Source organism: Rhodococcus quanlei, assembly GCF_055231015.1.
In genome coordinates, this window is sequence record NZ_JBUYWD010000016.1 from 19,738 (window position 1) to 45,713 (window position 25,976).

The 25,976-nt window shown below is 64.6% G+C and carries 26 protein-coding genes; 9 read left to right on the plus strand and 17 right to left on the minus strand.

Translation table 11 applies throughout. From position 1 onward, the window contains the following. Nucleotides 1-16 precede the first annotated feature (16 nt). Complete coding sequence (gene serC, locus ACZI8Q_RS12735; RefSeq protein WP_463373905.1) at nt 17-1,138, minus strand: phosphoserine transaminase; 1,122 nt, start codon at nt 1,136-1,138, stop codon at nt 17-19. A gap of 31 nt (nt 1,139-1,169) precedes the next feature. Next, nucleotides 1,170-2,297, minus strand: a complete 1,128-nt coding sequence (locus tag ACZI8Q_RS12740) for a citrate synthase 2 (RefSeq protein WP_463373906.1) — start codon at nt 2,295-2,297, stop codon at nt 1,170-1,172. A gap of 240 nt (nt 2,298-2,537) precedes the next feature. Between ACZI8Q_RS12740 and pdxH the strand changes: the two genes are divergently transcribed. The 8 genes from pdxH (at nt 2,538) to ACZI8Q_RS12780 (ending at nt 8,130) form a co-directional block, all read left to right on the plus strand. Beyond that, entirely contained in the window at nt 2,538-3,197 is a 660-nt protein-coding gene (gene pdxH / locus ACZI8Q_RS12745; RefSeq protein WP_463374044.1) for a pyridoxamine 5'-phosphate oxidase, read from the plus strand. Between the two features lie 24 nt (nt 3,198-3,221). Continuing rightward, nucleotides 3,222-3,635, plus strand: a complete 414-nt coding sequence (locus ACZI8Q_RS12750) for an MmcQ/YjbR family DNA-binding protein (protein WP_463373907.1) — start codon at nt 3,222-3,224, stop codon at nt 3,633-3,635. 18 nt (nt 3,636-3,653) lie between these two features. Then, nucleotides 3,654-3,890 (plus strand): FitA-like ribbon-helix-helix domain-containing protein, encoded by a 237-nt coding sequence (locus ACZI8Q_RS12755; RefSeq protein ID WP_463373908.1) that lies wholly within the window; start codon nt 3,654-3,656, stop codon nt 3,888-3,890. Beyond that, entirely contained in the window at nt 3,887-4,288 is a 402-nt protein-coding gene (locus tag ACZI8Q_RS12760; RefSeq protein WP_463373909.1) for a type II toxin-antitoxin system VapC family toxin, read from the plus strand. The genes ACZI8Q_RS12755 and ACZI8Q_RS12760 overlap by 4 nt, the downstream gene beginning before the upstream one ends. 48 nt (nt 4,289-4,336) lie before the next feature. After that, nucleotides 4,337-5,254: an aldose 1-epimerase family protein gene (locus ACZI8Q_RS12765; RefSeq protein ID WP_463373910.1), complete on the plus strand. Its 918-nt coding sequence runs from the start codon at nt 4,337-4,339 to the stop codon at nt 5,252-5,254. Nucleotides 5,255-5,728: 474 nt separating this feature from the next. Beyond that, complete coding sequence (locus ACZI8Q_RS12770; RefSeq protein ID WP_463373911.1) at nt 5,729-6,973, plus strand: citrate synthase; 1,245 nt, start codon at nt 5,729-5,731, stop codon at nt 6,971-6,973. A gap of 47 nt (nt 6,974-7,020) precedes the next feature. Continuing rightward, the gene (locus ACZI8Q_RS12775; RefSeq protein WP_463373912.1) at nt 7,021-7,380 is read left to right on the plus strand and encodes an FKBP-type peptidyl-prolyl cis-trans isomerase; all 360 of its coding nucleotides are present in this window, start codon (nt 7,021-7,023) and stop codon (nt 7,378-7,380) included. Nucleotides 7,381-7,569: 189 nt separating this feature from the next. Next, the gene (locus tag ACZI8Q_RS12780) at nt 7,570-8,130 is read left to right on the plus strand and encodes a TetR/AcrR family transcriptional regulator (protein ID WP_463373913.1); all 561 of its coding nucleotides are present in this window, start codon (nt 7,570-7,572) and stop codon (nt 8,128-8,130) included. Between the two features lie 4 nt (nt 8,131-8,134). On the opposite strand, the gene ACZI8Q_RS12785 is transcribed toward ACZI8Q_RS12780, so the two are convergent. The 14 genes from ACZI8Q_RS12785 to ACZI8Q_RS12850 form a co-directional block, all read right to left on the minus strand. Beyond that, the gene (locus tag ACZI8Q_RS12785; RefSeq protein ID WP_463373914.1) at nt 8,135-9,550 is read right to left on the minus strand and encodes a sensor histidine kinase; all 1,416 of its coding nucleotides are present in this window, start codon (nt 9,548-9,550) and stop codon (nt 8,135-8,137) included. Then, a complete protein-coding gene (locus ACZI8Q_RS12790; RefSeq protein WP_463373915.1) occupies nt 9,547-10,257 on the minus strand; it encodes a response regulator transcription factor in 711 nt (236 codons plus the stop codon). Before ACZI8Q_RS12790 ends, ACZI8Q_RS12785 begins: the two co-directional genes overlap by 4 nt. Beyond that, the gene (locus tag ACZI8Q_RS12795) at nt 10,254-12,170 is read right to left on the minus strand and encodes a propionyl-CoA synthetase (RefSeq protein ID WP_463373916.1); all 1,917 of its coding nucleotides are present in this window, start codon (nt 12,168-12,170) and stop codon (nt 10,254-10,256) included. The genes ACZI8Q_RS12790 and ACZI8Q_RS12795 overlap by 4 nt, the downstream gene beginning before the upstream one ends. 59 nt (nt 12,171-12,229) lie before the next feature. Continuing rightward, entirely contained in the window at nt 12,230-13,207 is a 978-nt protein-coding gene (locus tag ACZI8Q_RS12800) for a hypothetical protein (RefSeq protein ID WP_463373917.1), read from the minus strand. A 41-nt stretch (nt 13,208-13,248) separates the two neighbouring features. After that, entirely contained in the window at nt 13,249-14,301 is a 1,053-nt protein-coding gene (locus tag ACZI8Q_RS12805; RefSeq protein ID WP_463373918.1) for a DUF2867 domain-containing protein, read from the minus strand. An 82-nt stretch (nt 14,302-14,383) separates the two neighbouring features. Then, on the minus strand, nt 14,384-15,883 hold the full coding sequence (locus tag ACZI8Q_RS12810; protein WP_463373919.1) for a carboxyl transferase domain-containing protein: 1,500 nt from the start codon (nt 15,881-15,883) through the stop codon (nt 14,384-14,386). Between the two features lie 65 nt (nt 15,884-15,948). Continuing rightward, nucleotides 15,949-17,148: an ABC transporter permease gene (locus ACZI8Q_RS12815; protein WP_463373920.1), complete on the minus strand. Its 1,200-nt coding sequence runs from the start codon at nt 17,146-17,148 to the stop codon at nt 15,949-15,951. Next, the gene (locus tag ACZI8Q_RS12820; protein ID WP_463373921.1) at nt 17,145-18,041 is read right to left on the minus strand and encodes an ABC transporter ATP-binding protein; all 897 of its coding nucleotides are present in this window, start codon (nt 18,039-18,041) and stop codon (nt 17,145-17,147) included. Before ACZI8Q_RS12820 ends, ACZI8Q_RS12815 begins: the two co-directional genes overlap by 4 nt. A gap of 22 nt (nt 18,042-18,063) precedes the next feature. Further along, nucleotides 18,064-18,633, minus strand: a complete 570-nt coding sequence (locus ACZI8Q_RS12825) for a hypothetical protein (protein ID WP_463373922.1) — start codon at nt 18,631-18,633, stop codon at nt 18,064-18,066. Next, on the minus strand, nt 18,626-18,919 hold the full coding sequence (locus ACZI8Q_RS12830; RefSeq protein ID WP_463373923.1) for a helix-turn-helix transcriptional regulator: 294 nt from the start codon (nt 18,917-18,919) through the stop codon (nt 18,626-18,628). The genes ACZI8Q_RS12825 and ACZI8Q_RS12830 overlap by 8 nt, the downstream gene beginning before the upstream one ends. Before the next feature lie 99 nt (nt 18,920-19,018). After that, on the minus strand, nt 19,019-19,507 hold the full coding sequence (locus ACZI8Q_RS12835; protein WP_463373924.1) for an FBP domain-containing protein: 489 nt from the start codon (nt 19,505-19,507) through the stop codon (nt 19,019-19,021). Between the two features lie 95 nt (nt 19,508-19,602). Next, on the minus strand, nt 19,603-21,234 hold the full coding sequence (locus tag ACZI8Q_RS12840; protein WP_463373925.1) for an ABC-F family ATP-binding cassette domain-containing protein: 1,632 nt from the start codon (nt 21,232-21,234) through the stop codon (nt 19,603-19,605). A gap of 175 nt (nt 21,235-21,409) precedes the next feature. Continuing rightward, complete coding sequence (locus ACZI8Q_RS12845; RefSeq protein WP_463373926.1) at nt 21,410-21,967, minus strand: hypothetical protein; 558 nt, start codon at nt 21,965-21,967, stop codon at nt 21,410-21,412. 221 nt (nt 21,968-22,188) lie between these two features. Next, nucleotides 22,189-22,782, minus strand: coding sequence for a class I SAM-dependent methyltransferase (locus ACZI8Q_RS12850; RefSeq protein ID WP_463373927.1), 594 nt, complete (start codon nt 22,780-22,782; stop codon nt 22,189-22,191). Between the two features lie 156 nt (nt 22,783-22,938). Between ACZI8Q_RS12850 and ACZI8Q_RS12855 the strand changes: the two genes are divergently transcribed. Further along, a complete protein-coding gene (locus ACZI8Q_RS12855) occupies nt 22,939-23,790 on the plus strand; it encodes an aldo/keto reductase (RefSeq protein WP_463374045.1) in 852 nt (283 codons plus the stop codon). Here ACZI8Q_RS12855 and ACZI8Q_RS12860 read toward each other — a convergent pair whose 3' ends face one another. Then, the gene (locus tag ACZI8Q_RS12860; protein WP_463373928.1) at nt 23,791-25,911 is read right to left on the minus strand and encodes an MMPL family transporter; all 2,121 of its coding nucleotides are present in this window, start codon (nt 25,909-25,911) and stop codon (nt 23,791-23,793) included. Nucleotides 25,912-25,976: the final 65 nt, after the last annotated feature.

Consider the following 25,976-nt stretch of genomic DNA (forward strand, 5'->3'; position numbering starts at 1 on the left):
TCACTCGGGGCGCGTGTCAGCCGAGCTGCGATACGACCCAGTCGATGCTCTTGGTGAGCGCGGTGACGTCCTCGGGGTCGATGGCCGGGAACATGCCGACCCGCAACTGGTTGCGGCCCAGCTTGCGGTACGGCTCGGTGTCGACGATGCCGTTGGCGCGCAGGATCTTCGCAACCTCGGCCGCGTCGATCTTGTCGTCGATGTCGATTGTGCCGACCACCTGCGACCGGTGAGCCGGGTCGGTGACGAACGGCGTGGCGTACTCGCTGGCCTCGGCCCACCGGTACAGCCTCGACGAGGAATCGGCGGTACGTGCCGTTGCCCAGTCGAGTCCGCCATTGCTGTTCAACCACTCGATCTGGTTGGCGAACAGCAGCAGAGTCGCGACAGCGGGGGTGTTGTACGTCTGATCTTTGGAACTGTTGTCGACTGCGATGGGCAGCGACAGGAAGTCCGGGGTCCAGCGCCCCGAGTCCTTGATTTCCGCAACTCGCTCGAGCGCCTTGGGGCTCATGAGGGCGACCCACAGCCCGCCGTCCGAGGCGAAGCACTTCTGCGGCGCGAAGTAATAGACGTCGGCGTCCGCGACGTTCACGGGCAGGCCGCCGGCCCCGGAGGTGGCGTCGATGGCGACGAGTGCATTCTCCGATCCCGCCGGACGGGACACCGGAATGGAGACGCCGGTGGATGTTTCGTTGTGGGCCCAGCCGATGAGGTCCACCGACGGATCGGAAACCGGTTCCGGTGCGCTGCCCGGCTCGGCGGACACCACGATCGGGTCACCGATGAACGGGTTCTTCTTCGCGACCGAAGCGAACTTGGAGCTGAACTCACCGTTGGTCAGGTGCAGCGACTTCTCGCGGATCAGGCCGAAGGCGGCGGCATCCCAGAACGCGGTGGTGCCGCCGTTGCCGAGGACCACCTCGTAGCCCTCGGGAAGCGAGAACAGATCGGACAATCCCGACCTGACCCGGCCCACCACGTTCTTGACCGGCTTCTGGCGGTGGCTGGTGCCGAACACCGAGCTACCCGCCTCCACCAGCGATTGCAGCTGTTCGGGGCGAACCTTGGACGGGCCGCAGCCGAACCGGCCGTCTGCGGGGAGGAGTTCGGCGGGAATGTTCGGTGTGGTGGTCATCGCTACTTTCTGTTTCCTAACGTGCTGATGTTCAGCTGTGGGTGATCTGGTCCCAGCCCTCGACGGAATCGGGGGTGCGGGGTGCGGGTCCGGTGTAGATGGCTGCCGGGCGGACCAGCTTGCCGAGGCGCTTCTGTTCGAGGATGTGCGCACACCAGCCGGCGGTGCGGCCACAGGTGAACATCGCCGGCATCATGTGTGCGGGTACCTCGGCGAAGTCGAGGATGACGGCGGCCCAGAACTCGACGTTCGTTTCGATCGCGCGGTCGGGGCGACGTTCGCGCAGTTCGGCGAGTGCCGCCTGTTCGAGTGCGGCGGCAGCCTCGAAGCGGGGCGCGTTCAGGCGCTTGGCGGTGGCGCGGAGGACGCGGGCGCGGGGGTCTTCGGCGCGGTAGACGCGGTGTCCGAAGCCCATGAGCTTTTCTTTGCGGTCGAGGATTCCCTTGACCACGGCGCGGGCATCACCGGACTTCTCGGTGTCCTCGATCATCGGGAGCACACGAGCGGGTGCGCCGCCGTGCAGTGGCCCGGACATGGCACCGATCGCGCCGGAGAGGGACGCTGCCACGTCTGCTCCGGTGGAGGCGATGACGCGGGCGGTGAAGGTGGAGGCGTTCATGCCGTGTTCGGCGGCCGATACCCAGTAGGCGTCGATGGCCTCGACGTGAGCGGGGTCCGGCTCACCCTTCCAGCGGACCATGAACCGTTCGGTGACGGTCTTCGCCTCGTCGACGCGCTTCTGTGGCACAGCTGGTTGGTAGATGCCGCGAGCCGATTGCGCCACGTACGACAGGGCCATGACCGACGCCCGGGCGAGCTGCTCGCGGGCGGTCTCGTCATCGATGTCGAGGAGCGGTTCGTAGCCCCAGATCGGCGCGAGCATCGCAAGCCCGGCCTGGACGTCCACGCGAACGTCGCCGGTGTGAACGGGGAGGGGGAACGGCTCGGCCGGGGGCAGGCCGGGGCCGAAGCGTCCGTCGACCAGGAGCGCCCACACATTGCCGAAGGTGACGCGCTTCGCAACGAGCTCTTCGATGTCGACGCCGCGGTAGCGCAATGCGCCGCCGTCCTTGTCAGGTTCGGCGATGTCACTGGTGAAGGCGACGACGCCCTCCAGTCCGCTGACGAAATCTTCCGGTACTGCCGCGCTCGCTGTCATGATCTCGTGGACTCTCCTAGTTCGAGTGCGCCTGGTCCGAGCCGCACTGTCTCGGCGTTCGATAGTGACACCGCATCGCGTGCGGGATGGGCACGATCGACGCGTATGGCTACCCAAACTTTAGCCGGTGCCACCAGAGGGACAAGTAGTGCATACCCGGGAGTAACGTTCTGGGCTGTGTCAGGAGAAGCCCAAGAGGCGAATCGGGCGAGTCGGGTCCACGACTCGGTGCGCACAGACATGGCGACGATGCGTGTGGGGTACGGCGAATCGGCAACTGCGAGACCGGGCGACGAACGCGACCTCGACGTCGATCAGGTGGAATCGGGCTGGTTGCCGCTGATGCGACATTGGCTCGAGGATGCCATCGAGGCCGACGTGCCCGAACCGAACGCGATGACGCTCGGGACGGTGGACTCGGAGGGGCTTCCCCGAACGCGGACAGTGCTGTGCAAGGGCCTGAGCGCGGCCGGCGTTCTGTTCTTCACCAACTACGAGTCCGACAAGGGGCGTCAACTCGACGCCGTCCCGTACGCGTCGGCGACCTTTGCCTGGACTCCCATCGCACGCCAGGTGACAGTGCGCGGACGTGCCAGGCGTGCCGACGCCTCGGTGACGGAGGAGTACTGGCGGACCCGCCCACGCGGTTCGCGACTGGGTGCCTGGGCTTCGGATCAGTCCCGCCCGGCAGGGTCCCGCGCCGAACTGGATGCGGCACTGGTGCGTGCGGCCGAGCAGTATGCACCCGACCAGGACATTCCGGTACCGCCGAACTGGGGCGGCATCGTGATCGCCCCCGACGTGGTGGAGTTCTGGCAAGGTCGCGCGAACCGGATGCACAACCGCATCCGCACGTCGCTGGTCGACGGTGCTCGGGTCGTGGAGCGTCTTCAACCGTAGGAACAGCCTGCGTATCGTTGCTGCATGGGCGAAACCGTTGACGTGCCGGTCGAGGCGCTCGCCGAACTCCGGGCGGTGTGCCTCGGACTTCCCGAAACATACGAGGAGCAGGCGTGGGTGGGTCGGCGTTGGCGGGTCCGGACGAAGACCTTCGCGCACCTTCTGCGCATCGCGGACGGACGGCCTCCGGCGTATGCGCGCGCTGTGGGCCACGACGGCCCGCTCACGATCGTGACGTTCCGGTCGGCGGGTGCCGAACTCCATGCGCTCGAGAACTCCGGACCCCCGTACTTCTACGGTGGTTGGGGTCGTGACGTAGTCGGCGTGGTGATCGACGAGGGGACCGACTGGGGTGAGGTCGCCGAACTGGTCACCGAGAGTTACCGCCATCTGGCACCGCGAAAACTGGCCGAGCTCGTACCGCAAATCCTCAATTGATAGCGCTAAAATAGCGCTATGGCGACGATTCAGATCCGTGACGTTCCCGAGGATGCGTACGAGGTGATCCGGGAGAGGGCTCGCGCTTCTGGGCGCTCGATTCAGTCCTACATGCGAGAAGTCGTTGTGGACTTTGCCGCCCGCCCCACCACAGAGGAGGTGCTGTCGACGATGGAGTCGGCGCGGGCGGGTAGTGACACGCCTGGAGCGACGTCGGACTCCATACTGGCCGACCTGGCTGCCGATCGCCGGTGAGTGACGATTGCGTCCTGGACGCGTCGGCATTGGTGTTGGCTCTGATCGGGAAGAATGAAGCGGCGGACGTCCTCCGCCGACGGCTACCCATGATGCGGGTGCACGCGCCGCACTTGATCGACGCCGAGGTCGGCAACGTGCTTCGCCGACACGAGCGCAGCGGCCTCATCAGCGCCCAGGAAGCCCGTGTTGCGCTGGGGGTCGGCCAGGTGCTCGTCGAGCACCGTTATTCCCACGCTGCATCGCTGATGGGGCTGGCCTGGCAGTGGCGCGACAACATCAGCTTTTACGACGCGCTGTACGTAGCTCTTGCAGTCCGGCTCGGTGCGCCCCTGATCACTGTCGATGCGAGGTTGAGTAGAACTCCGGGCCTTGCGTGCGATATCGAAGTGGTGTGAATCGGGCAAGTCCTTGCGCGGCCGTATATTTCGGGCACACTGAGGTGCATGGCTGCAGCGGGATTCGAAATCCACGGAGGCGGTTACCGCGCGGAGATCGCGGCGACAGGTGCGAGTGTGCGATTGCTCGAGTTCGACGGCCGGGCACTCACCGAGACGTGGGAGTTGGGAACGAAGCCGCCGCTGGCGGCGGGTGCGGTCTTGGCGCCGTGGCCCAACCGTATCCGGGACGGAGCGTTTCGTTTCGATGGAATCGACCATCAGCTCGAGCTGACGGAGAAGGCGGCGAAGAACGCCATTCACGGGTTCGTGCGGCACACCGAATGGGATCTGGTTTCGGAATCGGACGATCACGTCGAGCTTTCGGTGGCGGTGGGGCTGCACAAGGGTTGGCCCTATCCGTTGCGGCTGGCCGTCGTCTACAGCCTCGATGCGGACGGCCTGAGGGTGAAGTATCGCGCGACCAACACCGGGTCGATCGATGCGCCGTTCGGGTTGGGGGCTCACCCGTACCTGCGGGTCGGTGATGCTCCGCTCGACGAATGCACACTTCGTCTGAGCGCCGGCACGCGTCTGCCGCTGGACCCGGACAGGATGCTGCCGGATGGCCCCTCCGTGGCGGTACACGGCACCGAGTACGACTTCACCGAACACCGCTCGCTGCGCTCAGTCGTGTTGGACACCCCGTTCAGCGCGCTCGACACGGACCCGGACGGCAGATGCAGGCATGAGTTGCGAGCTCCGGACGGCGCAACGACCACCCTCTGGACCTCGCGGGCTTTCGGGTGGTTGCAGGTGTTCACCGCTGATCCCGGTACCGGCAAGGGGTATCCCGGCCGAGGACGTGCTGTGGCGATGGAGCCGATGACCTGTCCGCCGAACGCGTTCAACTCCGGAATCGACCGGATCGTGTTGGCGCCGGGTGGGCAGTGGTCGGGCGAGTGGGGTGTGACGGCTTCCGGATAGATGTCCATTTGATGGGACGATGTAACGATGTTCGGCGGTAAGCGATCGTCGGATGTAGTTACTTCTGTCACTCCGGTCGGCGAGCTTGTCGCGGTCGAGCGGGTGAGACCCCCTCTACCTCACGCATTCTGCAGGTCGACGGAGAGGTTGGTATCCATCGCGTCATCGGTGCAGGTTATAGAATCGACAGTGCCTACCCAGGTGCTCGGGCATGCGATCGGTGGGCGGCGGTAAGGTGAAGAACCGGACATTTGCGGAACGGTCCGATCGATGTGGAACGTCACAGATTTCGGTGGCCCTGCACACCCTGGCAACGAGCCCGAGGCAGACCCGATGTGGGCACGTCGTCCGGAGTGCGACTAGTTTCTAACTGATCGAAAACTTGCGTATCCGTTGGTCTGAGCTTGAGAGGGATGCTTCGTGCCCGACAATGACACAAAGCCCACGCTTACCTACCCTGGTGGTGAGCACACGATGTCCATTGCCAGGGCAACCGAGGGCAATGACGGAATCGAACTGGGAAAGCTGCTCGCCAGCACGGGGTACACCACCCTCGACCCCGGTTTCGTCAATACCGCTTCCACCAGTTCGGCGATCACCTACATCGACGGTGAGAAGGGCATTCTCCGCCACCGCGGATATCCGATCGAGCAGCTGGCAAAGCAGTCCACCTTCATCGAGGTCAGCTACCTGCTGATCTACGGTGAACTGCCCACCGCGACCGAACTCGACTCGTTCACCGATCGCATTCGTCGGCACACTCTGCTGCACGAGGACCTGAAACGATTCTTCGACGGATTCCCGCGCAACGCTCACCCGATGCCGGTTCTCTCGAGTGCGGTCAACGCGCTGTCGGCTTACTACCAGGACTCCCTGGACCCGGCCGATCCGGAACAGGTCGAATTGTCGACCACGCGGCTGCTGGCGAAGCTGCCGACCATCGCGGCGTACGCCTACAAGAAGTCCGTCGGACAGCCGTTCCTGTACCCGGACAACTCGCTGAACCTCGTCGAGAACTTCTTGCGGATGACGTTCGGCTTCCCCGCGGAGCCGTACGAGATCGACCCCGAGGTCGCCAAGGCTCTCGACATGCTGCTGATCCTGCACGCCGACCACGAGCAGAATTGCTCGACGTCGACGGTGCGGCTCGTCGGCTCGTCGGACGCGAACCTGTTCACGTCCATCTCCGGTGGGATCAACGCGCTCTGGGGTCCGCTGCACGGTGGCGCCAACCAGGCCGTCCTCGAGATGCTCGACGAGATCAAGGCCGGGGGCGGTGACGCCAAGGAGTTCGTCCGTAAGGTCAAGAACAAGGAAGACGGCGTGAAGCTCATGGGCTTCGGGCACCGCGTCTACCGCAACTACGACCCCCGCGCTGCGATCGCCAAGGAAGCGGCTCACACCATCCTCGACAAGCTCGGCGGCGACGACGAACTGCTCGACATTGCGATGGCACTCGAGGAGGCGGCGCTCACCGACGACTACTTCATCGAGCGCAAGCTGTACCCCAACGTCGACTTCTACACCGGCCTGATCTACCGCGCGATGGGCTTCCCGACGCGTATGTTCACCGTGCTGTTCGCTATGGGCCGCCTGCCCGGATGGATTGCGCACTGGCGGGAGATGCACGAGGATCCGGCCACGAAGATCGGCCGCCCGCGGCAGATCTACACCGGATACACCGAACGCGATTACCAGGACATCGCCGCTCGCAGCTGAACCAGCGGTCGACGACGACAACGAGAGCCCTCGCTAGGAGGACCCCCATGAGCAAGCCCGAGATCGAGTTCCAAGAAGGACCCGCGCCACTCGACCTGGTCATCAAGGACCTGGTGGAAGGTGACGGTGCCGAGGCCGTGCCCGGTGGAACCGTGGAAGTGCACTACGTGGGGGTGGAGTTCGAGTCGGGGGAAGAGTTCGACTCCTCGTGGAGCCGCGGTGAGTCCATCAAGTTCCCACTGCGTGGCCTGATCAAGGGATGGCAGGACGGCATCCCCGGTATGAAGGTCGGCGGGCGCCGTCAGCTGACCATTCCGCCGGAGCTGGCCTACGGCCCGGCCGGTGCCGGACACCAGCTGTCCGGTAAGACTCTGGTCTTCGTCATCGACTTGCTCGACGTGCAGTAAGAAGTTTTTGCAGAACGCCCCGCATCGCGACGCGATGCGGGGCGTTCTCGTATTCGGTCACTCGATGGCGTGGTCGATTCTTGATTCGCATAACAGAACTCTGCACGGTGCACGGTGGCGTACAACGCGCCGTTCGTCCTATTGTTCGCTTGCGTACAAGAGATGTTGTCGAAGGAGGTCGAATCGCGAATGGGTGCGCTACGTACACGGCGCGAGACGTGGATAGAGGAGGGCCTGCAAGCCCTTGCTGCGGGCGGAGTGGACAGCGTGCGAATCGAGGTGCTGGCCAAGAAGCTCGGTGTCACCAAGGGCGGGTTCTACGGCTACTTCTCGGACCGCGACGAACTACTGGCAGAGATGCTGGACGCGTGGGAGCGGGAGAGTGTCGATGACGTCTTCGAGCGGATCGAGGAGTCTGGGGGCGACGTTCTCGACAAGGCCCGCCTGGCCGGGCAGCTCACCTTCTCCGGCGACCGGTTGCTTCCCATCGACCTAGCGGTCCGCACGTGGGCGCGGCGGGACGAGGTCGTCAACGATCGCCTTCGCCGCGTGGACAACAGGCGCATGCAGCTACTCCGTGACGCGCTCGGCACGGTCTGCGACGACCCCGAGGAAGTCGAGGCACGCAGCCTGCTCGCATTCTGTATGGCAATCGGCGTCCACTTCCTCGCCGCCGATCACCCGGGTTTCACCCCTGGACAGGTTCGCGCCCGTGCAGGCGCGCTCATTCTCGACCACCCGGTTCGCTGATCGCTCAGGATTCGATGCTCGTCGGCCCAGCCTCGTGCAACGTGACCCCAGCCTCGTGCAACGTGACCCCAGCCTCGTGCAACGTGACCCCAGCCTCGTGCAACGTGACCCCAGCCTCGTGCAACGTGACTACAAGACGAGCACCTCCGAGCGGACTGTCCGTGAAGAACGCGCGGCCACCGTGCAATGCCGCCTGTTGGGCAACGAGAGCCAACCCGAGACCCGAACCGCTCTTGGTGGCGCGGCTCCCGCGTCGGAAGCGCTCGAACACGACGGTGCGGTCCGATTCCGGGATGCCGGACCCGTCGTCGTCGATGGTGAAGACAGCGCCCGAGGTGTGGTGCGACGGGGTGAGAGTGATGTGGACGTGCTCGGCGCCGCCGTGGCGGACCGCGTTGGTGATCGCATTACCGAGAGTGAGGCGGATTCCGCCCGGTAGTCCGCGCACCGTGATGTCGGCGGCGTCGAAGGTGACCAGTACGTCCGGATGCGTCCGTTTGGCGTCGTCGGCCACGACATCGCAGATTTCGCCCAGGTTGCAATCGACGAAGTCGCTTTCACTCGACAGTTCGCCCTTCGCCAACCTCTCGAGGTCGGTGAGCGTCGACTCCACTCGCCCCTGGGAACGAGCCAGATCGCCGAGAATCTCGGATCGCTCATCGGGTGGGAGCTCGTGTGCCCGCAGAACTTCGATGTCGGTGCGCATCGCGGTGAGTGGAGTGCGGATCTCGTGGGCAGACACGGCCGCGAAGTCTCGGGCGGTGGCGAGGGCGGAAGTGGTTGCGGTTTGGGCCTCGGACACATCTCGCAGCATCGACTCCGCCGCCGCAGCCAGTTCGTCGGCCTCTCGGACCCCGGAGGTAGTGGGGGTCAGGTGTGTATCGCGGCGTGAGATGCGGTGCGTGAGGTCGACAAGGGGGCGCACAGCACGGCCGCCGAACAACCAGCCCAGTGCGGTGGCCGAGGCGATCGCGATAACTCCGACCACAACGACCTGACGGTTCTGCTCCGCCGTGGCGCTCTGGGCCTCGGAATACGGGACCGCTATCGATGCCAGGGCGCCGATCACCGGCACCTCGGCCGTGAACACCCGGTACCGGGTGCCGTCGACTTCTGCGGTCCCCCAACCGGGGTCCAGTTCGGGTAGGCGGGTGGGGGTGGTGACGAGGACCTGACCGCCGGCCGACCGAACGGTGACCGCGAACGAGCCCTCGTCGCCGATTGCGCCGAGAAACAACCCCGCCGTTGCAGCATTGGGTACCAGTACGTCGGAGGCCGTCTCGAGGCGACGGTCCAACTCGGCCAAATTGTTGCGACTGATGGCCATCGACACGAAGATGCCGAGGGCCACCACCACGATGGTGGCTCCCAGTGCCGTGGCCGCGGCGACACGGGTACGGAGTGAGAACGAGCGCTTCACGGGTTTTCCCTCAGCACGAATCCCACGCCGCGCACCGTGTGCAACAACCGTGGCGCACCGCCCGACTCGAACTTTCGACGTAGATAGCCGACGAATACGTCGACGACGTTGGTGTCCGCGACGAAGTCGTACCCCCAGACGAGTTCGAGCAGTCGTTCACGGCTCAGGACGATGCCGGTGTTGCGGGCGAGTACCTCGAGCAATTCGAACTCGCGTTTGGTGAGTGTCACCTCGACCCCGTCGACTGTGACTCGGCGCCCCGCCAGGTCGATCTCGAGCGAACCGATACGCAGGGGTGCAGTTGCGTTGTCCGCGGATTCGGTGGCAGGTGCGGCCGCAGTCCGTCGGAGCATCGCACGAATACGGGCACTGAGTTCGGCGAGAACGAACGGTTTCACCAGGTAATCGTCGGCACCGGACTCGAGCCCGGATATGCGGTCGTCGACCGTGTTTCGAGCGCTCAGAACGCATATCGGGATGTCGTTGTTCATCGCGCGTAGCGCAGTGACCACGCCCGTGCCGTCGAGAACCGGCATGTTCATGTCGAGCACCATCGCGTCGGGGTGATCGCTGTTGATCACACGCAGAGCGTCAGCGCCGTCGACCGCGGTGAGCACGGTGAAACCCTCGAGACGCAAACCCCGCTGCAGGGACGTTCGCACGTCTTCGTCGTCGTCGACGACCAGAACTTTCGGTGAATCGGTCACTCCTGCATTGTGCCCCTGAACCGCGTTTCCAAGGCGTTCAGGACGGATACGTCCTCGATCGTCGACGGAACGGTGTACTCCTCGTGGTCGACGATCTGACGCATGGTCTTGCGGAGGATCTTTCCGGAACGAGTCTTGGGAAGTGCCTCCACGACGGTCACGTCGCGGAAGCTCGCCACCGCCCCGATCTGATCGCGCACCATCGCGACCAGTTCGTCGCGCAGCACGTCCGCGGCGATATCCACCCCAGCCTCGAGGACGACGTACCCGCTGGCGCGTTGTCCTTTGAGCTCGTCGTGAATTCCGACCACCGCGCATTCGGCCACAGCGCGATGAGACGCGACCACGGCCTCTATGCTGCCGGTGGAAAGGCGGTGGCCAGCGACGTTGATGACGTCGTCGCTGCGGCCGAGGACGAACAGGTAGCCGTCCTCGTCGAGGTATCCGGAGTCTCCGGTGAGATAGTACCCCTCGAACGCTGCGAGATACGAGGCGTGGAAGCGCTTCTCGTCTCGCCACAATCCGGTCAACGTGCCCGGAGGCAGCGGCAGCCGGATCACGATGGCACCTTCGGTATTTGCCGGCACCGGCCGACCCGTTGGGTCGACGACCTCGACCTGATACCCGGGGACCGGAACGGTGGGCGAACCCGATTTCACGGGCATCGGCTCGAGTCCGCGCAGATTCGCGCAGATCGGCCAGCCGGTCTCGGTCTGCCACCAATGGTCGATCACCGGCACGCCGAGTGTCCTGCTCGCCCAGTCGTAGGTGTCGGGGTCGAGGCGCTCACCGGCGGCGAAGAGGGTTCGGAGGGAGGAGGTGTCGTATTTCGTCAGCTCCTGGGCACCCGGATCGACCTTGCGGATGGCGCGTATTGCCGTCGGTGCGGTGAACAATGCCGCGACGTTGTGCTGTTCGATCACCCGCCAGAACGCACCGGCATCCGGGGTGCCCACCGGCTTGCCTTCGTACATGACCGTTGTAGCGCCGACCAGCAACGGGCCGTACACGATGTACGAGTGGCCGACCACCCACCCGACGTCGGAGGCCGTCCACCACACGTCGTCGGATCCGATGTCGTAGATGTTGGTCATCGACCAGGCCAGGGCCACCGCATGCCCGCCGTTGTCGCGGACGACGCCCTTGGGTTTTCCCGTGGTGCCGGAGGTGTAGAGGATGTAGAGCGGGTCGGTCGCCGCAACGGCGACAGGGTCTGCGGGCTTCGCGTCCTTCGCCAGCGCGTCCCAGTCGAACCAGGCGGCACCGCTCCCGTCGACTTCGGGCGCCGAGCTGCTGATCTCGCTGCGGGACTTCACGACAACGGTGTGTGGGGGAGTGCCCGACATCTCGAGTGCATCGCGCACCAGCGGCAGGTACTCGACGGTGCGGTTCGGTTCGAGGCCGCCGGATGCGGTGACGAGGACGGCCGGTTTGGCGTCGTCGATGCGGGTGGCGAGCTCTTTGGCGGCGAATCCGCCGAACACGACGGAGTGGACGGCACCGATACGCGCACATGCCAGCATCGCGATGGCCGCTTCGGGAATCATCGGCATGTAGATGACGACTCTGTCGCCGACGGTGACTCCCTGATCCTTCAGCACGCCCGCGAACAACGAGACCTCGTCCAGCAGTTGAGCGTAGGTGAACTCGCGGACTTGCCCGGTCATCGCAGAATCGTGGACGAGAGCGACACGATCGCCCCGCCCGGCCCGGACGTGACGATCCAGCGCGTTGACGCAGGTATTCATCGTCGCGTCGGGGAACCAGCGATACGCCGGAGCTGCGGAATCGTCCAATGCCGTGGTCGGCGGCGTGATCCATTCGACGGCGTGAGCGGCATCGAGCCAGAACTGTTCGGGCGTATCGATGCTCGCACGGTAACGCTGCTGGTAGGAGTTCTGGGGTGCGCTCACCGGTGCCCTTTCGTCGACTCTGTGATGGGCGCCACTCTATAGGTTCGCGCAAGAACCACCTACCGGTTGTTCAGCCCCCGTAGGTAGTCCTGGCTCGACGACAGAGAGCCGATGATTGCGGTGACAGCTTCGCGTGCCATGGCCAGTTCGTCGGACATGGCAGATGTCTGCCGAGCGCTCGTCGCCGAGTTCTCGATGCCCATGTACAAGCCCGCGATCTCGAGGTCGACCTCCTGCATGGCATTGATCTGGTCGAGTTCTTCGAGGTAGTCGTCGAACCTGCGGAGATCTTCGAGATACAAGCCGAGAACGATCACTCGGGTGCGCAGGGCCTTCTCGGACTGAGCGAACAACGTCTGGTGATGTCGGTAGGCGCTCCATGCCGGCGAATTCCGGGCAGGCTCGGCGCCGGTCTTCAGTTTGAGCGCATGCAGCTTGGTGACCTCGTCGACCACCTGGCGCAACTCCTCGTCGAGATCGAGGCGGACGCGTTGCGTGTCCAGAAACTCGCTCTGCCACGAGCGGTTGGCCCGAATCTCGGAGACGATGATGTTGGTCCGCGGAATCAGATTCAGTTCCGTGTGGGTGAACCTGATCTGTACCCCGTTGGCGGTCTTGCGCTGATCGACACTGGTGTCCAACTGGCCGCGCCTGCTGCTGTTGGCCTGCTCGACAGCCACGCGCTGATTCCACTTCGACTGCACTGACTTGTACGACAGGCCCACGATTCCCGCGAGCAGGAGAAGTACGACGACGCCCGCGATCGGACTGATGACGAGCATCAGAACCCCCATGCCGGTGAACACCCACAGCATCGCCTGGTTCTTGCGGAGCCAGTCACGGGGATGGCTCGCGACCGGCAGTGGTGTGAACGGCTGCGCCCAATCGCGTACGGCCACGAGCTGTGAGACGAGGTGCTCGCGCGCGCGCCTGTCGTCGTCCGGGCGAGCGACGGTGATCTCCCATCCCTCCACCCAGCGGCGTTCGAAGTCGGCGATGCGCTGCGCTCGTGCTGATTCGACGATCGGGTCGGTCATTCGATGTCTCCTCCCAGACCATCGACTGTTGTCGGTACAGTCTAGAGGCAGGTTCGGACACCGGCCTCCTGCCAGCCCTGTAGAAGGAGTTGCTTCCCGAATCGGCCGTGGATCGACGATGTGGGCCGCCAGATCATGGAGCCGAATCGGGTGCGGTAGCGGACGACGAGGGCCAGGTGAACGGCAACATCGGTGACGATTACGTGCATTTCGCAGGCAAGGTGTTTGCTTGCCCTCGTGAGCGCTACGGCAGATGGCGTGTTCTCGACCACCTTCCAACCGGCGAGCGAGTGTTTTCCTGATTCGAGTCTCAGTCCCAGCAGTCCACGAAAGATCGCCTCCCGTGCCGCAGTGGTGATGAGTTCTTCGAACATCGTGCGAGCCCACCACTCGGCAGGGCGGTCCGAAGTAGCTGCGAGTGTATTGGTGTCCACGTAGTCGAAAACCGGTGACAGCAGTCGGGCACGGACAGGCTCCGGTATCGCCTGTGGGCCGCGGGTGAGTGTGACGCTCGGGACCTCGCGCTCGGCCCAGGCGGCGGCGATTCCGCGCATGAGCGGCGGGTAGACGAGCAGATGCCGAAAGGGTCCGATCGCCGCCATGTATGCCCGGCCCCATGCCCCGTTGGGTTTGACGAGCACCGCCATCTGTCCGCGATACCCGCCCGGTGCGGTGTCGTCGGGAACCCATCCCACGTGTATGACGCCGTGCATGGTGTTGTTGGCCATCTCGGCGGCCCATTCGCTTTCGGTTTCGAACACGGTGGTGAAGGGCATGCTCGTGGGATCGCTGACCTGCGTGCGCAGGTCCTCGGGGAGTCGCTCCCGCAGGGACGGGACCCGAGACCCGACGGAGGCCTTGTCGTCGTCCCAGCCGAACCACTCCCCGAGGCGCCAGCGGATTGCGAAGAGTGCGCGGGCGATCGGTGACGGGTTGTTCGCGATGTCACCGTCCATGAACTGCTGCTTCAGTCGTGGAAAGTCCTCCGGGCCTCCTGGAGTGGGAAGTGCCCAGACGTCGTAGGTCCGAAAGTCCGGGGTGATGTCGTGGATGAGCCAGGGCATTCCCGAGTGGGCATCGATCGGAAGGCGCATGGTTGCTCCTCGAAGACTATATACGGTGCCGTACAACACGTGAGTGTAGCCCAATTTATACGCCGGCGTATAGAGGATGTGATCAGCCGTGGGCCGGTACACCGAGGTTGCGGTACCGGGCCGTGCGGGCCGAGAAACGTTCGTTCTCCGGCACGTCGGTGAGAGCGCGGAGTTCGCGTGCGATGGCCCGTCCGACCCGTTTGGAGAATTCGATCGGTTCTTCCGCGGCGTCGGGACGTTCCGGAATCACGACGTCGGCCACACCGTCGCGAAGCAGATCGAGTGATCGAACACCCTGGGCTGCTGCCATTTCGGGGGCGTGTGCGGTGTCTCGGTGGACGATGGCGCTGGCTCCCTCCGGCGGAAGTGGGGCCAGCCACCCGTGCTGTGCGACGAGCACCCTGTCGGCAGGAAGGAGTGCCAGCGCGCCGCCGCCCGACCCCTGCCCGAGCAGCACCGACACAGTGGGCGTTCGCAGCATCACGAGGTCGGCGATACAGCGCGCAATCTCCGGGGCAAGTCCGCGTTCCTCGGCCTCACGGGACAGTGAAGCGCCCAACGTGTCGATGACCAGGACCAGCGGCACCTGTAACTCTTCGGCCAGACGCATTCCACGCCGCGCTTCTCTCAGGGCTGCCGGGCCCATCGTCACAAGCGCCGACTGGCCGCTGCGATCCTGACCGAGCAGGATGCACGGCGATCCGCGAAAACGGGCCAGGGACAGCAGGATCGTCTTGTCGGTCTCGCCTTGCCCGGTACCGCTGAGCGGAACCTGCTCGGTCGCGGCGTGGCGGAGCAACTGCCTGATTCCCGGGCGGTCCTGCCGACGGGTGAGTAGCACCGACTGCCACGCAGGCGCCTCGGGGATCGTGTCGTCGGGGTCTGCGTCGATGGGCAGCGCATCCGGGGAGTCCATCAACACCCGGAACGCGCGATGCACCAAGGTCCGGAGCCGCTGCGGCTCGACCACACCGTCGATCACCCCGTTGCGATAGAGGTTCTCGGCAACCTGCACACCGTCCGGGAACTTCTCGTTGTACAGAGCCTCGTACACGCGGGGACCGAGGAACCCGACGAGCGCTCCCGGTTGAGCCAACGTGATGTGCCCGAGTGATCCCCATGAGGCAAAGACGCCGCCGGTGGTGGGGTGCCGCAGGTAGACCAGGTAGGGCAGATGCGCAGCCTTGTGTGCTGCCACGGCGGCCGCGATCTTCACCATCTGTACGAAGGCGACGGTGCCTTCCTGCATCCGAGTACCGCCCGACGTCGGAGACGCCAGCAGCGGCAGCCCTTCGGCGGTGGCCCGTTCGACGGCGGACGTGATGCGCTGCGCCGCGGCCACTCCGATCGATCCGGCGAGAAACGAGAACTCGCAAGCGATGACCGCGACCGGGCGTCCCCGGATGGTGCCGCATCCGGTGATCACCGACTCGTCGACACCCGACTTCGCTGCGGCCTTCACGAGGTCGGCGTGATAGGCCGCGTCGGGCCGGGTGTCGACGGGTGCACAGTCCCAGGATCGGTAACTCTGCGCATCGAGCAGGAGGTCGAGGATGTTCTTCGCCGCGATCTTCTCCGTCATACCGCGACGCTATCGGAGAGTCGACGACTGTTTGGAAGAGACGGGGCTATTTGGAAGGGACGGGGCTATTTGGAAGAGATAAGGGCTTCCTTCCAGGACACGACCTTGCCGATCCGAAGAATCGACCGCTGGTAGATCTTGGCAGCCAGCACACTGAGTGCGGCGGTGACCGCGAGCATCAAGACGATGGTGACCACCACCTGTATCGGTGATGCAACGCCCGCCGCGATGCGCAGCGGCATGAGGATCGCCGAGAACGGTGGGATCCAGCTGAGCACGTTGCTGAGCGTGCCGTCGGGGTCGCCGACCGCGGAGAAGGCGCTGATGAACATGATCACGATCAGCACCATCAAGGGGGACGCCGTCGCGTTGACGTCTTCCTGCCGCGAGACCATCGAGCCTGCGGCCGCATACAGCACGGCGAAGAACGCGAACCCGAGGACGAACCAGCCGAGGGTGCCGAAGAGTACACCGAATGCGGTGCCGGTCAGCGTGAGTGCGCCCGTCGCCAGACCGGCACCCACACCCGCGATGCCGTACAGCGCGAGTTGTGTCAACCCAACCGCGCCGATCCCGATAACCTTGCCCCACAACAGTTGCAGTGGCTTCAGGGTGGACAGCAACAGTTCCACCACACGGCTCGACTTTTCTTCGACGACGCCCATCGCCACATACAACCCGAACATCAAGATCTGCATGTAGAGCAGGAACACGACGGCCACCGACAGTGCGACTCGCTGCCCCGTTTCGGGATCGGGCGGGTCGAGGGCTTCGACGGTCACCACGGCGCTGCTCGTCGACTCCGCCAGGGCAGCCGGGTCGACACCCTGTTCCGTGAGTGCGGCGGATTGCGCGTGCTGCGCGACCGCGGTGTCGATCACGGCTCTCAGGCTCGTGCTCGGATCCGACTCGGTGACGGCGGTGTAGGCGCCGTTCGCGCCGGGGACCAGGACGACATCCAGGTCACCGTTCTCCACCTGTGTCCTGCCCGATGCCTCGTCGGATACCTCGGTGACCTCCACCGGGTTTCCGATGGATTCTCCGACCGCGACGAGTGTCGGGGCCAGTGCCTGTGACCCTGTCAGGCCGACGGTCGAGGTGTCTTCGTCGCCGCCGGAAAACAAGGAGTAGGCGATGATGCCGCCGACGATGGCGATCAGAATGATCACGTTGCTGACGATGAAGCTCTTCTTCGTCACCTGCGTCATGAACTCGCGTTTCGCCACGAGTGTGATACCGGTGCCGAAGCTCATGGGGGCGCTCATGCGGACACAACCTCTCGGAACATGTCGGTCAGGGAAGGTCGGCTCACGGAGAACTCGTGAACGGGACCGGTTTTGAGGGCGGCCTGCAGCACGTCCTGGTCGTCGGTGCCGGGGCCGAGCGTCAGGACGGTTCGGCCGTCCAGGTGGCTGACGGTCGTGACCCCGGTCAGGTGGTGGGCCCAGCCCACAGGCGCCTCCGGGGCGTGCACGTGGAGCTCGGCGTTGCCGCTGCCGCGGAGTTCGTCGACCGTTCCCACCGCACGCATACGGCCATTGGCAATGATGCCGACGCGATCGCACAGCCGCTGAACGAGATCGAGCTGGTGGCTGGAGAAGATGACCGGCACACCGGTCCGGGCCTTCTCGACGAGTACCTCGCTCATGACGTCGACCGCGACGGGATCCAGGCCCGAGAACGGTTCGTCGAGAACCAGTACCGCCGGATCGTGGACGAGGGCGGCCGCCAGCTGCACGCGCTGCTGGTTGCCGAGGGACAGGCTGTCGACCGTGTCGCCTGCGCGAGTCTCGATGCCGAGACGGGTCGTCCAGCGTTCGACTGCGTCTTTGGCTTCCGCGGCCGACAATCCGTGCAGCCGAGCAAGGTACGCGAGTTGCGCGCCCACCTTCATCTTCGGGTACAGGCCGCGCTCTTCCGGCATGTACCCGATGGTGCGGCGAACGTCGAGGTCGACCGGCTTGCCGCCGAGACGCACTTCGCCCGAGTCTGCGGAGAGTACACCCAGGGCAATGCGCATCGTGGTGGTCTTGCCGGCGCCGTTGCTGCCGACGAATCCGAAGATTTCGCCGGGGCGGACGTCGAAGCTCAGTGCGTCGAGGGCGACGACGTCGCCGTAGCGTTTGGAGATCGAGTCGATGGTGAGAGTGTCGGACATGGTGCTCCCGTCGGTGTTGGGGTCAGGCTCGATGGCCGGCTGGATCAGTACCCTCTGAGGTGGTGTCTTCTGGTTCGGGATCGGGGGTGGTCCAGGCGAGAATCATCGCGGGGGTGCATCCGCCGATGACGATGGTGGTGAGGACGAGGAGTCCTCCGGCGTAGGGATAGTTCGGCGCCTCGGCGCCCGCCGAACCGGCCAAGACGAGATAGAAGATCGGAATCAACGTGATCGTCTGCGTCACGGTCAGCCCGATGGACCGTGCGCTGTCGCGCTGTTGCAGCTCCCATTCGTCGAGCACGTCGCGTGGTGCGTCGCCTCTTCTGCCGGAGACGATCTGGAGGATCGACCAGAGAGGAAAGAAGAACAACATCGCCGGCAACCACAACAGCGGACCCACCGTCATGTTGAAGTGGCACACAACTCCCACCGCGAGCATGAACACGAAGGTCGCTGCCAGGGCGGCCACCAGTATTCGGCGACGCTTTCGAGTTCTCCAGTTGGGCAACCAGTTTCGGTACTGATTCTCGCGCTGCAGGAATCGCTGGGCGCGATACGCCTGGTACCGCTCGAGCACGGACGTGTCAGGCATTGGTTTCGTCCCCCTCGCTTCTCTGGTGGTTGCGATAGATCTCGGCCGACAGTGGCCCGAACTCGGTCCGGGAAAAAACCGCTTCGACGGGAAGATCGAATACCGCGCAGATTCGGAATGCGAGATCGAGGCTGGGGTAGTGGTCGCCTCGTTCGAGCGCGCCCACTGTCTGCGGATTGACGTCCACGAGACCGGCGAGCTGAACCCGGCTCATCCCTCGCTCGGCGCGCAGGACGCCGATGCGATTGAAGATGGGAAGTGTTTCCCCACGTTTTACCGGACTCATGTAACAAAGTGTTGTAAAAACACAACAGTTTGTCAACAGGGCGCTCCGCGCCCTGTGCGTGGTTAGCGAGTGCAGGGACTCGTCAACCACGCACAGGCGCTAGGTGTCCAAGCGGGAGACGAAGGTGTCGATATTGGTTCGAACCTTCTCGATGCGCTCGCCGAGCGGGGTGTCGTCGCGGAACTGCCGACCCAGTGCCGGTGTCTTCTTGCGGCGGGCATAGAGGGAACAGGCCAGGTCTTGGCAGATGTATGTGCCGACAGTGTTTCCGCGCCGCCCCGATTCTCCGATCTTGCGGGCAACCATGAGCGAAATGCCCCCGCTCGGGTGCGTGGTCAGGCAGATCGTGCACATTTGACTCTTGCGAAACCCGCCGACTTCGTAGCGCAGAGCAACTCCGACGAGCCGGCCGTCCTGCGGCACGACGACGTACCCTCGGCCGGGAAACGAGGGGTCGGTCCAGCCGAGGAAATCGAGATCGTCCCAGGGGCGATCGTCGAGATCGCGCGGAACGGGAAGGCGCTTGGCGTCGCCCTTCGAGCAGTTGACGAACGACGACCGGATGTCGCGTTCGGTGATGGGGTCCATGGTCGGTTCGTCCCTTTCGGGTCGGTGTCGGTGAAGCCTGGTGACCCTACGGGGTCCGGAAAACCGCGGGCAACAGGTTTTCGGGTTCGAGTCGGTCAGTCTTCGGCCAGCTTTCCGTTGCTCATCCGCCACCGGCGTGTTCTGCGGGTGGTCGACAACATGCGTCGGTCATGAGTGACGAGCAGCAATGTTCCCGTGAAGTTCTCCACGGCCTGTTCGAGTTGCTCGATGGCGGGCAGGTCGAGGTGATTGGTGGGTTCGTCGAGGACGAGTAGATTCACCCCTCGCGCCTGGAGCAGCGCCATGCCCGCGCGAGTGCGCTCTCCGGGAGACAGCGACATGGCCGAACGCAAGACATGGTGGCCCGTGAGCCCGAACTTCGCCAACAACGTGCGCACGTCGGCCTCCGGCCAGGCCGGAACCTGCGCCCCGAAGGCCGCGGCGACCGTCTCGTCGGACTCGAACAGGGCTCGCGCTTGATCGACTTCACCGATCGCCACGCCGGACCCGAGCGATGCGCTGCCCTCGTCGGGCCGTGCCTTGCCCAGCAGCAACGAGATCAGGGTGGTTTTCCCGGAGCCGTTCTCACCGGTGACCAGGATGCGGTCACCCCAGTCGATTTGCGTGGTGACCGGGCCGAACGTGAAATCCGGACGTCGTAGGACTGCGCCGCTCAGCGTTGCCACCACCGAACCGCTTCGTGGGGCGGACGCGATCTCCATGCGCAGTTCCCATTCCTTGCGCGGTTCTTCCACCACGTCGAGTCGCTCGATGCGGCGCTGCGTCTGCCGGGCTTTCGCCGCCTGTTTCTCGGTGGATTCGGCGCGCAGTGCCCTGCCGATCTTGTCGTTGTCCTTGGTCTTGCGTCGCGCGTTGCGGACGCCGTGCTCCATCCAGTTCCGTTGTATCTGCGCTCTGGACTCGAGTGCGGATCGTGTGTCCGCGTACTCGTCGTACGCCTGCCGCGCATGGTGCCGGGCGATCTCGCGTTCAGCCAGGTATGCCTCGTAACCGCCGTCGTATACGGCGATTCGACGCTGCGGCAGATCGAGCTCGACGATCCCGGTGACGGTGCGCGCCAGAAACTCTCGGTCGTGACTGACGACGACGAGAGCGCTGCGTGTTTCGCCGACGAACCGTTCCAGTTGTTCGAGTCCGAGCAGGTCGAGGTCGTTGGTGGGTTCGTCGAGGAGGAGGACGTCGTAGCGGGACAGCAGAAGGGAAGCGAGGTCGGCTCGTGCGGCTTGGCCCCCGGACAATGCGGTCATCTGCGCATCCAACGGCACGCCGAGCCCCAGGTCTGACACCACCTTCTCCGCGCGTTCGGGCAGATCTGCGCCGCCGAGGGCCAGCCAGCGTTCGAGTGCGGGGGAGTACAGGTCCACATCGGATTCACCGAGGTTCTCGGCTGCCGAGTTCATCGACTCCTCGGCTTCGGCGACTCCGGTGCGGCGACCGAGGAAGTCTTGCACTGTTTCGCCGACGATGCGGTCGGGTTCCTGCGCGAGGTATCCGATCACGGCATCGGGAGGTGTAAGGGTCACGGTGCCCTCGGTCTCGGCGCTGCCGACTCCGGCAAGAGCGGTCAGCAGCGTCGATTTGCCGGCGCCGTTTGCGCCGACCAACCCGATCGCGTCTCCCGGTGCCACCGTCAGGTTCAGGTCGGTGAAGAGAATGCGTTCACCACGCGAAGCCGAGAGTCCGCTGATGCGCAGTGTTGCCGTCATGGGCTGATTATCCCCGGCGTGCCGTTGGATGCGCCGATGACTGCACTCGTTCCCGTCCACCTCCTCGCCGTGGTGACCGCTCGTGGGGGCGGTAAGCGAGGTGCCCCGGACTCGGTAGGGGAGTCCGGGCCACCACGCTCGGAAAAACTGCCGTGGACCGGAGATCAGGGTCGAATCAGTGCTGGCAGAGCCATTCGGTTCCGTAGTGAGCGGCATTCCCGACCTCGGCGTGGACCCACGTTCCGTCACCCTCGCAGGGAGCGCCGGCTACCGGGCTCTGATCGGCACCCTGGTCACCGCCGTTCTCACTGGGATCGGTGCCGGCGCCGTGGTTCGGGTTGGTGCAGATCGTGCCCTCGCACGGAACGTAAGAGTCGTCGCCGTTCGGGTTCGGGATTGCATTGGGCCCGACATAGCTACCGGCCGGGCAACCGGGGTCTTCGTTCTGGGCGCAGTATTCCTCCGACAAGTTGTTGCCGGTCGAGCCGTCTGCTCCACGTTCGCCCTGGTTGATCGGGCCGTTGTTCGGTGCGGGACTCGGTACCGGTGCGTTGTGGTTTCCGCTGTCGACTCCGTTACCCGGATTTGCGGTGGGGGCGGAATCAGCAGAGGTCGGTGCTGCCGTGCTGCTGCTGGCGGTCGTCGTCGTGGTATCGGATGACGAGTCGGTCGAACACGCCGCACCGGTGACGAGCACACCGGCGAGCGCCATGAGGAACATGCACCGCTTCATGGAATCTCCTGATTGTCGGATTGGCCGCCGTAGCGGCCGCGGACTCGAACGAACTGCTCGAGCAATGGATTCGCCGTTTACGGTCGGCATGCCGACAGGTAGTCAGCTCAGCGAGCGGACCCACCCGCTGCTGCGAAGACGGTGGTGGCGGCAACCTTCGTCGATCCGTGCACGGTACCGGCCAACGGGCTCCCTTTCGGGTGACATCCCACCGTTCGGGGTCAGCGTCGCACCAACCTGAACCAACGTGGGTCGACGCTGCGTAGCGGTCCCGGCATTCCGACTGTGTCGGCGTCCAGATCGGCGGCCAGTTCCCATGCGGGGAACAGTCGGTCGAGATCGCGTTTGCGGACGCCCCGCGGAAGTGGACCTCGATGGCCGTGCCCGAACGCGAACATCAGGAGAGTTGCACCACGCGCCGCCACCTCGGTGACCCCCTCGCCGTATTTGTCACGTTCGTGATCGTTCATTCCGTGGAAGCAACCTACGTCGAGAATCAGTTGGAATCCGTGTCCGACGGTGTGATGGAGGTCGGTGGCATCCGAGTGGACGAACCGAACGTCCACGTCCGCGTCGCGAGCTTTGCGTCGCGCACGGTCGAGTGCCAACTGCACCATGTCGATACCTGTGACATTCCAGCCGCGCAGTGCGAGTTCGATGGAGTGGTCGCCAGAGCCGCAGCCGATGTCCAGAGCTCTGCCCGGCGGTGTCACCTCCGAGCCCAGTAGGTTGTCGATCTGGGTGCCGAAGATCTGACCCGCTTGTTCCCACGGGGTGACTCGGAAACGGTAGGCAAGTTCGTACCCGAGGCCCATGTCCACCCCTCAACCAGTCGTCGGCGTCGGTCGCCATTTCGAGAGGTATGCCCGGTGTCACCTGTTCCGACACCAATAGGTTCACACTTTGGTAACTGAATTTCACAGTGTGGGAGATCAGGAACAGCGCGTTTCCCGAGGAGGTTATGCGTGAGCATGACGTTCAACAGCCACACAAGCACGGTTCCGACGATCACGCTGAACGATGGAAACGCGATTCCGGCTCTCGGCTTCGGGGTTTTCCAGGTGCCGGAGGGCGACACCTACGACGCGGTCACTCACGCGCTCAATGCTGGCTACCGGGGCATCGACACCGCCAAGGTGTACGAGAACGAAGCCGGTGTGGGTGCCGCGATCGCCGACTCCGGTATCCCGCGTGACGAACTGTTCGTCACCACCAAGCTCTGGAACGATGATCAGGGCTACGACGCCACACGCAGGGCGTTCGACAGCAGCCTCGTTCGATTGGGTCTCGATTACGTCGATCTGTACCTGATTCACTGGCCGGTGGCGCGCAACGGCCTCTACGTCGACACGTTCAAGGCGTTGCAGGAGATCAAGCAGGATGGCCGTACGCGATCGATCGGTGTCTCGAATTTCACGCAGGCGCACCTAGAGAAGCTCATAGCGGAAGCCGGCGAGGTTCCGGCGGTGAACCAAGTGGAACTGCACCCGGGGTTCAGCCAGTCGGACCTGCGCGCATTTCACGTGGGCCATGGCATCGCGACCGAAGCCTGGGCACCACTCGGGCAGGGCACGGTCCTGGGTAACAAGGTGATCGGTGGCATCGCCGTTGCCCACGGAAAGACGCCCGCACAGGTGGTCATTCGATGGCACCTGCAGATCGGGAACATCGTGATCCCCAAATCGGTGACCCCGGAGCGGATCGCCGCCAACTTCGAGGTCTTCGACTTCGAGTTGACCCCCGGCCAGATCAACGCGATCGGGGCCCTCGACGACAGCGACCTCGCAGGCCGAATCGGCGGGGACCCCGATACCTTCGGCTGATCACCTCACCGCGTCGACCGTCTCGATCTGTTGCGAAGAACGGTCGGTGTCCTGCTCGGTGTCCTGGTCCGGGGATCCTCGGCGTTCCTCGAACCGCTTCGGCACCCACCAGTTGGCGTTGCCCAAGAGGTACATGGTGGACGGAACCAGCACCATGCGCACGATGGTGGCGTCGATGAGTACGGCGACGGCCATGCCGACGCCCATCATCTTCACGGTGACGTCGGGGTCCAGTGCGAACCCGGCGAAAACTGCCACCATGATGGCCGCTGCGCTGGTGATGACTCGACCTGTCGACGACAAGCCTTCGACCACGCTGCCGCGCGGGTCGCGGGTGAAAAGCCAGCGTTCCCGAACCCGTGACAGTAGGAACACCTCGTAGTCCATGGACAAGCCGAACAGTATGGTGAACATGAGGATCGGCACCCAACTGGACACCGGAGTGGCATGGGGTAGACCGAGAAGCTCTGCGCCCCATCCCCATTGGAAGATCGCTACCATGGCGCCGTAAGCGGCCGTCACGGAGATCAGATTCATCGCGGCCGCCTTCAGTGCCACCACAGGCGCCCGGAACACGACCGTCAGCAACACCACGGACAAGGTGACGACGAATGCGATCACCAACCACAACCGGTCTGCCAGGCGCCCCGAGATGTCGGAGAACATCGCCGTGAGTCCGGTGATGTGCACTCCGTTGCCAACCTCGCCTCGTAGCCGGACCAAGAGTTCCTCGGTGCGAGGGTCGCTCGGGGCAGTGGTGGGTTGCACCTTCAGGATTGCTGCGGTGCCTTCGGGGTTGGTGATTGCGGGTGCAACGGCTGCCACTCCTGGATCGGCTGCGAGCGTGCTCGCCAGCGCGGGAAGTTCGCTGGCCGGGAGCGTTTCCAGGTCGACAGCCACCATGAGGGGTGCGTTGGCGCCGGGCCCGAATTCTTCCGAAATTGTGTCGAAGGCCTGACGGGCGGTGTTCGAGGTGGGGTAGCTCCCGGCGTCCTGGGGCCACGTTCGCAGGTCCAGTACCGGTGCGGCGAGCACGAGGAGCAGTCCGAGTGCGGTGGCCGCCCACAACCACGGATGCCGCGACACGCGCATGGCCCAGCGCCGGGTGGCACTCGGGCCGGCCTTCTCGGGGCGTCGGCGACGTCCGAGCACACGCCGGCCGGCCAGCCCGCACAGTGCCGGAACCAGCGTCACCGACGTGAGCATCACGATGCCGACCATCGCGAAGGTTGCGTATCCGAACGACTCGTACATCGGCAGGCCCGCCAGCCGTAACCCGAGCAAAGACACGAGAACTGTGGTGCCGGCGAAGATGACACTGACTCCGGCCGTCGCATTCGCTGTTGCCACGGCGTCGGGCACGGATTTTCCGTCCCGCAGGCCTTCGGCATAGCGGGTCACGAGCAGCAGCGCATAGTCGATACCCACGCCGATTCCCACCATCGTCGCGATGGTCGGTGCAATCGTGCTGATCGTGGTGAAGGCGGCTATGAGCATGATCGAGCCGGAGCCGATACCCACGCCGACGAGCGCAACGGCGATCGGAAGCCCCGCCGCGATCACCGATCCGAATGCGAATACCAAGATGACGAGTGCGAGAACGATTCCCACAGCTTCGGCCGTACCGGACGGCTTCGAGATGTTCTCGGGGATCTGACCACCCAAGGCCACGTCGAGCCCGCTGTCGGCCGTGGGAGCGGTCGCCTCCATCAGGGCGTCGACTCCCTCGCTTCCCTTGAAATCGGTGACGGGAATGTCGTACCCGACGCTGATCAGCGCTGTGTCGCCGTCTGTGGACATTCGGGGAGGCGATACGAAGCCTACGCCCGGCAACTCCGTGAGCCTGGTGTTCAGGTCTGCGAGTGCTTCCGGTGCGACGGTGCCGGTGTCGGAACGCACCACGACGCGTGCGTCGGCACCGGCGAGCTCCGGGAAGTGTTCGGAGAGCATGTCGATACCGTCCTGGGCGGGAAGTCCCGGAACGTTGTAGTCGTCATGGGTCTCACCTCCAAATGTGAGTGCAGCGCCGAGGACGACGACGAGCAACGCCATCCAGCCCCCGATAGTTCGCCAGGGGTGGGTCGCCGCACCGAAACCAAGCCGGTGGAGAAGGGAACTCATGGTGAGCCTTTCGCGTGCCGTGTGATTCGCGTCTACGGTGCTCGACGGCTCTAGTGATCCACTTG

Excerpts from the sequence above, each read along its gene's own strand:
- serC (WP_463373905.1), bottom strand. The coding sequence starts at position 1,138 with ATGACCACCACACCGAACATTCCCGCCGAACTCCTCCCCGCAGACGGC.
- ACZI8Q_RS12740 (WP_463373906.1), bottom strand. The coding sequence starts at position 2,297 with ATGACAGCGAGCGCGGCAGTACCGGAAGATTTCGTCAGCGGACTGGAG.
- pdxH (WP_463374044.1), top strand. The coding sequence starts at position 2,538 with ATGGCGACGATGCGTGTGGGGTACGGCGAATCGGCAACTGCGAGACCG.
- ACZI8Q_RS12750 (WP_463373907.1), top strand. The coding sequence starts at position 3,222 with ATGGGCGAAACCGTTGACGTGCCGGTCGAGGCGCTCGCCGAACTCCGG.
- ACZI8Q_RS12755 (WP_463373908.1), top strand. The coding sequence starts at position 3,654 with ATGGCGACGATTCAGATCCGTGACGTTCCCGAGGATGCGTACGAGGTG.
- ACZI8Q_RS12765 (WP_463373910.1), top strand. The coding sequence starts at position 4,337 with ATGGCTGCAGCGGGATTCGAAATCCACGGAGGCGGTTACCGCGCGGAG.
- ACZI8Q_RS12770 (WP_463373911.1), top strand. The coding sequence starts at position 5,729 with ATGTCCATTGCCAGGGCAACCGAGGGCAATGACGGAATCGAACTGGGA.
- ACZI8Q_RS12775 (WP_463373912.1), top strand. The coding sequence starts at position 7,021 with ATGAGCAAGCCCGAGATCGAGTTCCAAGAAGGACCCGCGCCACTCGAC.
- ACZI8Q_RS12780 (WP_463373913.1), top strand. The coding sequence starts at position 7,570 with ATGGGTGCGCTACGTACACGGCGCGAGACGTGGATAGAGGAGGGCCTG.
- ACZI8Q_RS12800 (WP_463373917.1), bottom strand. The coding sequence starts at position 13,207 with ATGACCGACCCGATCGTCGAATCAGCACGAGCGCAGCGCATCGCCGAC.
- ACZI8Q_RS12805 (WP_463373918.1), bottom strand. The coding sequence starts at position 14,301 with ATGCGCCTTCCGATCGATGCCCACTCGGGAATGCCCTGGCTCATCCAC.
- ACZI8Q_RS12810 (WP_463373919.1), bottom strand. The coding sequence starts at position 15,883 with ATGACGGAGAAGATCGCGGCGAAGAACATCCTCGACCTCCTGCTCGAT.
- ACZI8Q_RS12815 (WP_463373920.1), bottom strand. The coding sequence starts at position 17,148 with ATGAGCGCCCCCATGAGCTTCGGCACCGGTATCACACTCGTGGCGAAA.
- ACZI8Q_RS12820 (WP_463373921.1), bottom strand. The coding sequence starts at position 18,041 with ATGTCCGACACTCTCACCATCGACTCGATCTCCAAACGCTACGGCGAC.
- ACZI8Q_RS12825 (WP_463373922.1), bottom strand. The coding sequence starts at position 18,633 with ATGCCTGACACGTCCGTGCTCGAGCGGTACCAGGCGTATCGCGCCCAG.
- ACZI8Q_RS12830 (WP_463373923.1), bottom strand. The coding sequence starts at position 18,919 with ATGAGTCCGGTAAAACGTGGGGAAACACTTCCCATCTTCAATCGCATC.
- ACZI8Q_RS12835 (WP_463373924.1), bottom strand. The coding sequence starts at position 19,507 with ATGGACCCCATCACCGAACGCGACATCCGGTCGTCGTTCGTCAACTGC.
- ACZI8Q_RS12840 (WP_463373925.1), bottom strand. The coding sequence starts at position 21,234 with ATGACGGCAACACTGCGCATCAGCGGACTCTCGGCTTCGCGTGGTGAA.
- ACZI8Q_RS12845 (WP_463373926.1), bottom strand. The coding sequence starts at position 21,967 with ATGAAGCGGTGCATGTTCCTCATGGCGCTCGCCGGTGTGCTCGTCACC.
- ACZI8Q_RS12850 (WP_463373927.1), bottom strand. The coding sequence starts at position 22,782 with ATGGGCCTCGGGTACGAACTTGCCTACCGTTTCCGAGTCACCCCGTGG.
- ACZI8Q_RS12855 (WP_463374045.1), top strand. The coding sequence starts at position 22,939 with ATGACGTTCAACAGCCACACAAGCACGGTTCCGACGATCACGCTGAAC.
- ACZI8Q_RS12860 (WP_463373928.1), bottom strand. The coding sequence starts at position 25,911 with ATGAGTTCCCTTCTCCACCGGCTTGGTTTCGGTGCGGCGACCCACCCC.